The following is a 12,302-nucleotide window of genomic DNA, read 5'->3' as shown; positions in this document are numbered from 1 at the left end:
TTATGCTATACTTTGATAAGTATCAAGGGATACTTATGTTATTTCGGGGGCGTTACGGATTCGACAGGCATAGTTGAGCTTGAATTGCGTTTCGTAGGTTACGGCTACGTTAAAACGTTACAGTTAAATATAACTGCTAAAAACGAAAACAATTCTTTCGCTTTAGCTGCCTAAAAACCAGCTAGCGAAGATCCTCCCGGCATCGCCCATGTGCTCGGGTCAGGGTCCTAATCGAAGTGGGATACGCTAAATTTTTCCGTCTGTAAAATTTAGAGGAGCTTACCAGACTAGCAATACAGAATGCCTGTCACTCGGCACGCTGTAAAGCGAACCTTTAAATGAGTGTCTATGAACGTAGAGATTTAAGTGGCAATATGTTTGGACGCGGGTTCGACTCCCGCCGTCTCCATTTTTAGAAAAGTAGAGAAAAACAAAAGAGAGCTAAAACCTTTATTTTATGAGGTTTTAGCTCTCTTTATTTTACAAGAAAAAAATAAAAATGTAGAGAAATGCAAAATATTTTGCACTCATTCTCTGAAAAACTTGCGACTTAACAACTCTTACGGTTGGAGTAATCCAATGATACACTTCAAATTAGCCAGGAACAAAACGTTAAATCAACTATTATCAAAGAATAGTAAACTTCAGAATCTACAATGAATAGCATTGAAACTAAAAAAAATTTGTATATCCATATTTTAAATTAAAAAATTCTCTACATATCTTTTCAGCATATTAAATAACAATATAATAACGAAATCCCAGACTAGTTTTTTTATTTTTTACAATTTTTTCTATAACTAAAAACTATTTTAAAAGGAACCGAGAAAAAAGCACCCATAATCCACTCCTTATTTTTTAATCTTTAATTTCACAATAAAAATTTCTTTTAACAAAAAAACTTTAAAAAACACTCGTTATATTAATTAACTTATTTTAAATTAGTGAAAACAACCAATTGGTCTAGACTAAGAAATCGCTTACATTAGAATATGAGTTAAAAATGATAAATTATTAACTAAAAAAATAAGTTGTTATATATTTTTAGTGGAAAACAAAGTAATATCCAAAAAGGAAAAGAAATAACAAAAAAAGAAAGAAAAGGAAGATCATTTTGAACAAGTTTTTAAAGTATACATTTTCTCTACTAATTATTATTATTGGAAGTTTTTACAGCCACCAAGTTGTTTCTGCAGAGGAGCTAGTCGGAACTGGTATAGTTGATCTATTTGAATTTAGTGATACTAACTTATCTCAAGGACAAACAACTTCTGTCAAAATAACATTTAGTGAAAAATATAAAGATCATATCAAACCTGGCGATACATTGACCTTTCCAATGCCAGCGGGGCTAGAGGGCATGACTGAAAATGACGGTTCACCAAGAAAAATTTTGTTAAGCGACTTAGGCGAAGCACTTATATACAAAGACAGAATTGTTGCAACTGCCAATGATCGTGTAAAATTTCTAGAACATGTACATGGTAGTTTTAGTTTTGGTATTAAATCAACTGTTACTAACAGTACAACCGATGCCACTATTGAAACAAATTTTGGAACAACTTTAGAAAAAAAATCCGTAACTGTCCGAGGCATTTCTCAAAATCCAGGAACGAGTACTCAACCATTTTTCTACAAATCAGGGGATTTACTAGGCGACTCTGATAAGGTCCGTTGGTTTTTAAATGTAAATTTAAACAAAGAAGAACTTTCAGATGATATCGTCATCTCTGACACTCACGGATCTGGTCAATTATTAAACAAAGATAGTTTCAATATTACGGTAAATAATTATTTAGGTTCAACTACCTATACTCTCAACGCTTTCATGGAAAAAGGATTCGGCACCATCGAACTTTCAACAGATAATAATTTTATTATTCGATTGAAGAAAGACCATGCACGTTTAGCCTCATTTACTATAATGTACACTACGACCATTACAACTGAAGGTCGTAAACAAGAGCTCTTTGAAAATAGTTATGACGTAAACTATCAAATTTTTAACAAAGAGCGAATGACAGAAAAAAATTCAACTAGCGTCAAAAATCTATTTGCTGAAGGAGAAGCAGATGGCGATTTAGACAAACAGGATCCTAATGAGCATGAGATTGAAACTCCTAACGAATCAGTTGAACCATTACCAGATAACACCCCCACTCCTGAAAAACCATTAGTTGAAGATTCAGAAAATCCTTCAGAAAAAGGACCAGATAAAAGTCAGCCTGAAATTCATATTGGTGAAAAAGAAGACTTTGTTGAAGATGAATCCGATAAAATCAAAGATTTAGAAGATACCCCATCAACAGAAAAACCTCTTTCTCCTAAAGATATTGAGAATGAAACGAACAACTCTGTTGATAAAAATCAACCTGAAATCCATATCGGTGAAAAAGAGGAAGTTGTTGAAGATGAGTCTGATAAAACCAAAGATTTAGAAGACACCCCATCAACAGAAACGCCTCTTCCTCCTAAAGAAGTTGAGAATGAAACGAACAACTCTGTTGATAAAAACCAACCTGAAAGCCGTATTGGTGAAAAAGAAGACCTTGTTGAAGATGAATCCGATAAAATTAAAGATTTAAAAGACACTCCATCAACAGAAAAACCTCTTTCTTCTAAAAAAATCAAAAAAGAAACAAGCAACACTGTTGATACAAACAAAACTGCTGTGAAAAAAAACAGCCCTCAAGCGAATCAAAAAACAACAAGTGACACAAGTATGACAACCGTTTCATCTTTATCATCAGTAAATGAGAAAGAGAAAAAAATACTTCCTAAAGCAGGAACAACAAACAATATGTTTTTAACCCTACTGGGTCTGCTAATCATTCTTTTCACTTCAATTACTGTTTATTCTAAATATAAAAAAGTAAATTAAATAATCAAAACCACCCGCTCACACGGGTGGTTTGTTTTGTGGCTGTGACCTCTATTACCTGCCGCGCCACATTTACTCACTGCTCCTGAAAGGAGCTATTTTATTTTTTGTATTTTTTGTCCTGTGAACGGACCTACATCTTCAAACATTGTTAGTTAATCTGCTACATAATCTTCACAAAGTTAATTACGAATGTATTCTTCTATCTGCTTTTTATTTTTTTTACTGTACCCATATAGTAACCGCCACACCAAAATTTTTTATGTTCCTAACGATATTTTAGTTCTGTATGTCTATCGAATATCATTGAGCTACTTTTTCCTTTTAAATGCAGAATGAATTGGTAGACACTTAATTTTGGAGGAATGCATACTAGCATATGAATATGTTTCGTATACAACTTTCTAGCGATATTTTGGCGCAAAAACAATATGATACTTACATTCCATCTTGTGTATAAACTTTTTATGCCCTTTTTCATAAGGGTTACCTCAAAACTTTTGATATGATGGTCGAGAAACCATTTGCATAGTGGATGGTTTTCAATGCATAAAAAAAAAGAGTCCCCTTTCTCAAGGAAACTCTCAATTGCTAAGTCAAAATAACTTCACGTTATCTAAATCTTTTAAATCAATCCTATGGTTCGCGGAACAAAGGAGCTAAAAACTTAATAGAATAAATCGCACAAATTCCGACAATAATATAGATAATTTTTGCTAATGGTGTGGTTGCACCGCCACTAATTGTTGCAACTAAATCAAAATTAAATGCGCCAACTAATAACCAGTTTAAACCTCCGACAATCAATAAAATTAAAGCAATAATATCCAGATATTTCATTTTTAACACTCCTTCCAAATTTGATAAGCCAAGAGTAACACGTTTGTTCTTTATTTACGAAAATAATGATTCAGGAAAAAAATTTTTTTCAATTATTTTCTCGAATCATTTTTTCATTATTAAGAATTTTATGATATAACTAAAGAGTAGACAAAAACAGATTCATTATCTCTGATAAGAAATGGTGGTTTATTATGCGTGCTAAGTTATTTTTAATTTTGCGGAATCGAGTGTTATCCCGTGTTGTCTTTGTCATTCTATTTTTACATGTGCTTTTTACCACAAATGATTTCACGGTGTTGCTGCTCCTCTTACTATTGAATTATTTACTCACGCTTGAGGATAGCGCGAAAAAAAACAGAAAAATCCAAACTTGGCAGGAATTTAAACAGTCGATTGATTGGCCCTTTGTCGCTTTTTATTCAGGGCTTGCTCTTTTAGTTATTTCGTTAATACTTCTGTTTCTCTGGTTCAATTATGCACGATAAGGAGGATTAAAAATTGAAAAGCTATTTTTTACTCTTTTTTTTAGTATGTTTAGCCTTTTCGTCATACTACTTTGGTTTTCTGGATATGATAGTAAGGGATTTCTATTGGCCCTTACAGATTTTCTAGGTTTTTCTATTATTCACCAAACGCCTGTGCTGGATACTTATTATTCCCAGCAGCCTTTAACAACCAGAATGTTGATTTCTTCTGGGCTTCATTTTTGTACTTATTTTTGCTTAGGTTTGGTCATTGATTTACTACGTAAAGGGTTTAAAAAAATAAAAACATAGTCACTTTTATTATACGAATCGTTAATTTCCATGCTTTCTGGTCGTCTTTTTCCGCCGCTTGTACCAGATAATGAAGCCGCTAATAATTAACGCACAGGCAATTAAAAGTAATGTCCATAATAGTAAATTTTGTTGTTGTGCCACTTTTTTCATCCCCGCTGCTGCTTTTTCTGGTTGATATGGGATACGATGTCCTCGAACTAATAACCGATGACTGTTTATCATATACGGTGTGCAAGTTAATAAAGTGACGAGATCTTGGCCAGACTCAATGTGTAAATCTTTTGTATCAGTTGGTTCAACGGTTTTTATTTGATCTACTTGATAAGCAAGCGTCTTCCCATTAACTTCGATATAAAATTCATCGCCTTTTTTTAATTCTGGCAAATCTGTAAATAATTTGGCTTGAGGGAGACCACGATGGCCTGAAATGACCGCATGTGTATTCGCACCACCTGTAGGATAGGAGGTTCCTTCTAACAAGGAGCTTCCTTTTTCCAATAGCAATGCATTCGTTTTATCAAAAATTGGTAAACGGACATTTATTTTTGGAATGGTTAAAACACCAATCGTATGACTTTCAAAATAGGATTTGTCTGGTTTTTTCGTTGTTTTTTGCGTTTCAGAAAAAGGATCTAATCCAGGATTGCTGCCTTTTTTGGCTAATTCTTGGTTTTTCTTTTCCATTTTTTCTTGAAGTTCAGCCATTTCTTTGGTGTTTTCTTGGCTTGCTTTTGCTTGATAATGAGCGATAATTTGTTGATCCAGATAGTTATTTAATGCATCGCTAACAAAAGGATACGCAAATGCACCTATTCCAATAATCAGTAAAAGAATCATAAAACCATCAATGATACGACGTTTCTTTTTTGACTTCATTGCTTCCTCCTTAAAAATAAAGCATGAGAGCCTGGGACAGTGATTGGCCCAGGCTCTTTGTTTTTCTAAAAATTTCTTCGGTGATGCTAGAAATTAAGCATTTTCTTTTCTACGTCTAGCAAAGTAGACTCCTGCAATAAGTAGCAAGACTGCGCCACTTCCTAAGTAAACGTAGATTCCTTTGCCACCTGTTGAAGGTAAGGTACCTTTGTGTTTGTTTGGTACTTTTTCTGGTGAAACTAGGTTTTCTGTTGTGCCATATGATTGTTCATTGACCACAAATTCAATCCGATTTGTTAACAAGACATAATCATCAGGAGCTACAGTTTCTTCTAAATAATAGGTACCGTATTTAAGCCCTGTGATATCAACTAATCCATCAGCCGTTGTTGTAAAAGTAGTTGCTTCGGCTTTTGTTTTCACCCAAGTTGCTGCTTTCGTGGTTTCATCGATTTTCAAATAATTTGCTGTGTCGCTGTTTTGATCACGGACGACAAAGGAAGCTCCCGCCAAGGCTTGTGTCGCTGTCACATCGCCATCGACTTTAATGAAACGTTTCCCACCTGTCACCACTTCAACAGTTGGTGGTGTTTGGTCGTCGGTATGACCGTTATCAACATTCGCCTCATTTTTAAAGCCTTTCGTAGGATCTGCTTTTTCATTTAAATGCATAAAGTAAACGAATTTTAGTGTGCCGCCTGGCGTTAGCGTAGGAATATACGCTGGATTAACGGCGACAGTGAAGCCATTTGCTTGTTCAGTCACTTGATAATTTTCAGGAGCAATCACTGTATCCCCATCATATAACGCATAGGCATACTCTCCAGAAGTCACGTTATCAAAAGTTAAGGCTGCATCATGTTTATCAATTAAATTGAATTTGACGTATTTATTAGCGTCGCCTTCTTTGTCTGCAATCCCCAATGGAATATTTACAGAAATTTGATATTTAATTTTTTCGCCAATTGCCACATCTTTACCATCTAAGTTTGGTGTTGTTTTATCAACTTTAGAGGTATCATTTTTGACTGTTTTTTCAACAGGTGTTTGATTGTTTGCTTCAATTGTAAATGGTGTTTTTGTTTGATTTTCAATTAATTCTGCATTATTTGGCGCTTTTACTTCTTCTAAAATATACGAACCAACCTCAAGATTTTTAACTGTTAATTCTCCCGTTCCATTCTCTGCTTCTGTGAAATCATTTTCGCCAATTTCATAACTTTTCCCAGTAATAAAGCGTTTTGCTTGTTCTTTATCCGTTGTCCATGTATATAATCCATCTTTGACTCCTTGGATATATTTTACTGTGCCTGGTGAGCCTTCGCTTTTGGAAATAACAAATTCTGCACCATTTAATCCTTCATTTTCAGCAGTTCCTACTTTTTTCACATGTAAACTACCATCATTAGCTACCACATTTTTAGGATAAATATGAACAACCGCTAATTCTTCTGTTCCATATTTATAGGAACCATCTGTTTGCTTGATCATTTCGTAAACTGGGAACGCCACCACCATATTCGTAGCAGCAACTACACCCTCTTTTGGTTCTTCTTTAATGGTATACACTGCATCTTTACCATTTTGTTTTTTAGGTAACTGAACAGTGACATTCCCATTTGCATCGGTGGTTCCTTGAGCAACAGGTTTCCCAGGAGTTAAACTTTGGACAGCTTGTTTAGCTGCATCAACGCTTGCGCCTGCCGCTCGTTGCTCGTAAAATTCGTTCGTCACGTTATAAATACTAAACGTCACATCTGCCAGTCCTTGATATTTATCAAACTCGCTCATTTCTTTCCCGCTATTTTGAATAAGCGGATCTGGTAAATCCGTCATTTTCTTTTTGTGAATCACGAGCTGTGCGCTCTCCCCATTTTCTTCTGCAAATGCAGTTGTTGTCCCTAATACACTCGTGAAAAGTGGCAAAATTAGTAACAAGGTACTAACGGTGTACCAAACTTTTTTTAATTGCTTCATTTTCTCTCTCCTCTTTTTTGTTTTTGATAAAATAGCCAAATGACTACCAGCCCAATGATTAGCAGGCCTGCAATCGTCAACCAAATAGAACGTTCTTCATTTGTTTTTGGTAAGAAGCCTGACTCTTTTACTTTTTTATTGATTACATGTAACGGTGCTGTTCGTTGTCCGTTCGTTGCATAAGAATTTTTTTCCACCGTAAAAGGAATTTCTGTTTGATTCAGAAGATAACCTTTTGGTGCAGAGATTTCTTCCAAGAAGTACTGGCCATCTTTTAAACCTTTAACTGAAAATTCACCGGCTTGATTAGACGTGATTTTTTTAGCTAATGCTTTTTCTTTTTGCCAACGATACCCGTTTGCTGTTTCATTGAGGTATTCCCCCGCTTGATTTTTGACGATAAAAACAGCCTCTGGCAAGGTGATTTTCGCATTTTCACTATCAACTTTGACAAAAGACTTGCCGCCTGTACGAACTGTGGCTCTTTTAGTCAAGGTATGCTTGTCCGTGACTAATTGTCCTTCGTTGTTAATCGTAGTGTCAGGCTCAGCGGTCTTTTCTAAACGCATTTGATACGACACAGTCATTGTTTGATTTGCAAAGTTTTGTAAGTCTTTAATTGAAAAATCAAGCGTAAATCCATGCTTTTGCGTCGTCAATGTGTAACCTGTAGTAACTGTTTTTCCAGCCACTTTTACCTCAATTGATTCTGGTAAAAGTGTCAACGTTGTATCCGCCTTATCTGACAAACGGAATTCCTGATATCCTAAAATATTCGCTGGAATCTGAGTCGTTAACTGATAGTTAATGTGCTCTCCTTGATTAAAGCCTTGTTGCTTATCGAGTACCGTTTTTTCAAGTGGTGGTAAGTCATAGGCATTTTCTTCATTTTTTGGATATAAATGAATATGCGTTAACGATTGCCCTTGTGGATCTTGAACAGGCAAAATCACTACTAGGTTGCTAGCTTTTTCCTTTACCACTTCCGGTGCTTCCGCTTCAACAAATAAATAGGCTTTATCTCGTTGCTGCGAATCTTTGCTAGCTAATGAAAAAGAAACCACTCCATCTTCCCCATTTATTGTCTGTGTTTTATCTTCTGCGATCGGTTTTCTATTTGTTGCACCGGTTTCTGCTAATTGACGCTGTGCCTCTTGGACCGTTTTTCCTTCAGAACGAAGCTGATAAAACGGATCCGTCACATCATAGACTTGATAAGTGACGTCATTTAAGCCCCGATAATTTTGAAGTAGCGTTCCCTCTTCCCCTGTGTTTTGCTGCTGTTCTGGTAATTGACCATCAGGGAACAATAATTTGTGCAACGTAACTTGAACGCTTGCTTGCGATGCTTCTGCTAATGCTTGCTGTGAAAACCCGAAAAGAGCGAGTAGCATGACGCAAATACTTAACCAACGTGCGTTTTTCATTGATTACACACTCCCTTCTGGTCGTCTAATAAAGAGATAAACACCCGCTATCACGAATGTACTAATCGCTATCAAGTAAAACCACAAGCGTCCTATGCCACCAGTTTCAGGTAAAGGAACCTTTGCTTGGTTAGTAACATCTAAAGTAATTTGATTATTCTTCTCTCCAGAAATTAAAACATCTGCTACTTTTTCCCCATCTATCGTGACTGAACCATCTTCGCGAATTATTAATTCGATTGGTTCTTTTAACCCCTGATATCCTTCTGGCGTAAAGGTTTCTGTTAGGACATATTTCCCTGGTTTTAAGTTTTCAAAAACAAAAGTATCCGTTTCTTTGCCATCTTTTGGTAATTCAATATCCGTATCTGGTCCTGTTAAACGGAATTTCGCTCCTTTAAGTGGCGTCTGATTATCGGCTTTTTTATGAACCGTTAAGTCAAAAGGTTTCAAATGATTTTGATGTGTCAGTGTCCATTCTGGCGCATTTTCTTCAATATTTTTGCCTGCATAGTGAATTTTCCCATATTTATCAACAATAAATTCATAATTTCCAGCAAGAGTGTCGTAGCCTAATGGTCCTGATTGTTCCACCATTCGATACTCACCAGGTTCACTAATTTTAAAATAGCTCAATCCTGCAGTATCTGTTTTTTGAGTTGCCACAGTTTGGTAACTTCCTTGAGCATTTTTTCTTTGCAACGCAAAAGTCGCCTTTGCTAAGTTCACTTGTTTGCCATTTTGCATGGTGTATTTTCTAATTCTGATTGGCAAAGAAGAAAATTTATTTTCAATTTCCAATGGAATAACTTGATTTGTGATGGTCACTTCTTGTCCATCGATGCTTACTTTGCCTTGCTCATTCACCTCAATTTGCCAAGTCGTTTTCTTACCTAACTCATGTCCTGCAGGTGCTTTTACTTCAGTTAATGTATAGCGTTCCCCTTTTTGTAGGCGCACATCTTTTGGCAAGGAGTAGCTCCCATCTTTATTGTCCACTAATGTTGTCTGAACATTTTTACCACTCAATTCAAAGACGGCTCCCACTAAGTTTTTCTCACCTGAGGAAGAATTTTTGATTACTTTTAAATCTAATGGCTTGAACTGCTTCGTGTTTTTCCAAGTAGTATCGTCGATTTTTTCTTGACTGTAACCAGGAACTGCTAATTCACGGGTTGTTTGATAATTGAAAGCTTGTCCTTGATTATTGTATTGGGGAAGCCCAAGAACTTCTTGATAGCTTTCATCCGCGGTTTTGGAAAGTTGGGTTACATTTTTGCGCTCCCAACTATTGCTGGTATCATTTTCTGGTTTTGATAATTTAATATACCCAGTTTGCCAGTTGGCTGTGTCAGTTACTTGCTTTCTACTAATTTCATAAATCACATTATCTGGCCGACTTGTTGGGTCTTGATCATACTCTTCCCAGATTTTTTTCACGTCTAACTTCACGCCAGGTGCTTTTCCAGAAGGAACCCCAAAATCAACTTTTTCAGGGGCCGTGGCTAATGGCTGAAACGTTGTCCGACCATTCATTTGATACCAAAAATCAGGTTTGAAGTTTTCTGACTCTGTTTGAATACGTACTTGATAATGAATTTGAATTTCTTGCCCTTTACCCAAATAAATCTCATTACTATTAATTGTAGCGCCTGTTAGCGACACTTCTGGTAATGTTTGAACCTGAACAGGACCCACACTTTTCATTGATAATGTATTTGGCTCGTATTTAAAAGGTTCAGCAATTGGATCAACTACTTTTCCGTTTACAACCGTTCCTGAAATCTGAACGGCTTTTTTCGCTAAATAATCAGAAATGTCTGGTGCATAATCCGCGGATTCATAATAAAGGTCTCCATTTTCATCGGCTGACACCATCTCGCGCATTTTATCTTCAACTTGTTGTTTAGATAAATTAGCTCGTGGATCGCTTTGCAATTGAATGCCCAATCCATGTATTTCAATCCCACGTTGTTTTAAGGCCATTGCCTCACCTATCGTGGCGATAAACGTACTGTTAATTCGTTTATTGATATTGTTTTGATCTGGCGCATTATAGCTACCAGAGATATAAGAAGTGCTACCTGGTTGGTCTTGTCGATTCGTAAATTGTGTCCCGTAAAAGCGACCATCCGCCTCTGTTTGAACTCGACTCACTTTATAAGAGAAGGTTGGGACGCCATCCGTTAAAAGTACAATAACTTTCTTATGTCCATTTGGCGTTGCTAACATATCACCAGCATCTCTTAATGCTTTTTGAGTGAAAGTTCCTCCTCTAGTGCTACTTGGCGTAATATTTTTAATTGGATTTTTGACTGTATCAAACGGTCCCATTTGAATGGCGTTGTTATTATAACCGTCACTTGAGTAGCCAACATAGCCCATGTTGATGTTATTGGTAATACCGCTATCTGCCAATGTATCAACAAAACGGTTCACTCCTTTTTGTACTTCACCAATCCGATTGTTTTCATTCATACTTCCGGACCAGTCAACGACTAAGACCAAATCCAATGGTGTGATTTCTTTTTGAACATTTCCACGCACATTAAGATATACATCAAAAAGCCCTGGTGTTGTTGTTTCTCTAGCATATTTTCGGATGGCATAATCGGCTTGGTCTCCTGTACCGCCATACTCAATATAAGAATTTGTGCGATTAGTAGGGTCCCCATTCCAACTCGTTTGACCATCCCATTGTGTACCACCATCTTTATTCCCTTGATGGTTTAACACATTTTGATTGCCTGTGGGCTGCCAATTAGCTGTCGGATAAGTACCAGAATTATCCGTCGTGTATTGTGGTGCAATTAAAGGTAGTGCCAGATTCGCTCTCAAAGTGGCTGGCGCCATTCTTGCTTCTGCAAATGGATTGGTTACCTCTTCTGTTGCGGTCGGCTGTTCTGTTTTTTCTGGAGCCGAATCATTTTTGTTAGTTTCTTTCGTATTTTCTGGTACAGTTATTTTTTCTGGTTCAGTTGATTCTTTAGCAGAATCCTCTACTGTTATTTTTTCAGAAGTAACTGAAACATCATATTCGTTGTTTTCATACAATAACTTAGGTGGCTGAGCTGTTTGAAGCGAACTTTGCTCAACAGCTAACGAAAGCTGTACCGGCTTTTTTACTTGTGCGTCCAAAGTCAGATAAAGCGTACCATTAGTCACTTGGTAAGAATATCCGTCTTTTTCAATTACAGCAGTATCCATGAACTGTGCATTTTTCAATTGAATTTCTCGTTGTAATGGCTGCTCTGTTTGGTTGAGAAGATTTAACTCGATATTAATATTCGTTTTATCATTCTCATCTGTTATCATTTGAGCGGATGTAATTTCAACTTCTTTGGCTGTTTCTGCATAGCCAATGAGCGGTATGAAATAGGATGAGACAAGTAAAAAGACTACGCCGAAAACCCCAAATTTCTTTAGTAATTTAATGTCTGTTCTCTCCTTTCTTTTATGAATTAACAGTTAAATTAGAATTGCCTAGCACGTAAAATTTCATTATTCTAATCTGATAAT

Annotated in this window: 7 protein-coding genes, 1 other RNA gene and 1 pseudogene; 3 read left to right on the top strand and 6 right to left on the bottom strand. The window is 36.3% G+C overall.

The window, feature by feature from the left end; translation table 11 throughout:
• Nucleotides 1-45 precede the first annotated feature (45 nt).
• Nucleotides 46-412: a transfer-messenger RNA gene (gene ssrA / locus IGM09_RS04455) on the top strand.
• Between the two features lie 702 nt (nucleotides 413-1,114).
• Complete coding sequence (locus IGM09_RS04450) at nucleotides 1,115-2,881, top strand: collagen binding domain-containing protein (RefSeq protein ID WP_010713533.1); 1,767 nt, start codon at nucleotides 1,115-1,117, stop codon at nucleotides 2,879-2,881.
• 155 nt (nucleotides 2,882-3,036) lie between these two features.
• Here the strand turns inward: IGM09_RS04450 and tnpA are convergent.
• Together tnpA and IGM09_RS04440 are read right to left on the bottom strand one after the other, a co-directional pair.
• Nucleotides 3,037-3,330, bottom strand: a pseudogene (gene tnpA, locus IGM09_RS04445) (IS200/IS605 family transposase).
• A gap of 187 nt (nucleotides 3,331-3,517) precedes the next feature.
• Entirely contained in the window at nucleotides 3,518-3,721 is a 204-nt protein-coding gene (locus IGM09_RS04440; protein WP_002381996.1) for a DUF378 domain-containing protein, read from the bottom strand.
• Nucleotides 3,722-3,915: 194 nt separating this feature from the next.
• Between IGM09_RS04440 and IGM09_RS04435 the strand changes: the two genes are divergently transcribed.
• Nucleotides 3,916-4,209, top strand: coding sequence for a hypothetical protein (locus IGM09_RS04435; protein WP_002358125.1), 294 nt, complete (start codon nucleotides 3,916-3,918; stop codon nucleotides 4,207-4,209).
• A gap of 312 nt (nucleotides 4,210-4,521) precedes the next feature.
• Here the strand turns inward: IGM09_RS04435 and srtC are convergent, their stop codons facing one another.
• From srtC to ebpA, 4 genes are all read right to left on the bottom strand, one after another.
• On the bottom strand, nucleotides 4,522-5,379 hold the full coding sequence (gene srtC, locus IGM09_RS04430) for an Ebp pilus assembly class C sortase (protein WP_002360607.1): 858 nt from the start codon (nucleotides 5,377-5,379) through the stop codon (nucleotides 4,522-4,524).
• A 93-nt stretch (nucleotides 5,380-5,472) separates the two neighbouring features.
• Complete coding sequence (gene ebpC, locus IGM09_RS04425) at nucleotides 5,473-7,356, bottom strand: endocarditis and biofilm-associated pilus major subunit EbpC (protein WP_010775721.1); 1,884 nt, start codon at nucleotides 7,354-7,356, stop codon at nucleotides 5,473-5,475.
• On the bottom strand, nucleotides 7,353-8,783 hold the full coding sequence (gene ebpB / locus IGM09_RS04420) for an endocarditis and biofilm-associated pilus minor subunit EbpB (protein WP_033624899.1): 1,431 nt from the start codon (nucleotides 8,781-8,783) through the stop codon (nucleotides 7,353-7,355). Before ebpB ends, ebpC begins: the two co-directional genes overlap by 4 nt.
• Before the next feature lie 3 nt (nucleotides 8,784-8,786).
• Nucleotides 8,787-12,251 carry an endocarditis and biofilm-associated pilus tip protein EbpA gene (gene ebpA, locus IGM09_RS04415; RefSeq protein ID WP_162782967.1) on the bottom strand — a complete coding sequence of 1,155 codons (3,465 nt, stop codon included), beginning with the start codon at nucleotides 12,249-12,251 and terminating at the stop codon, nucleotides 8,787-8,789.
• Between the last annotated feature and the right edge of the window lie 51 nt (nucleotides 12,252-12,302).

The sequence above is a fragment of the Enterococcus sp. DIV0167 genome (assembly GCF_050541555.1).
In the GTDB taxonomy this organism is placed as follows: domain Bacteria; phylum Bacillota; class Bacilli; order Lactobacillales; family Enterococcaceae; genus Enterococcus; species Enterococcus faecalis.
This window is presented reverse-complemented; position numbering and strand designations above follow the sequence as displayed.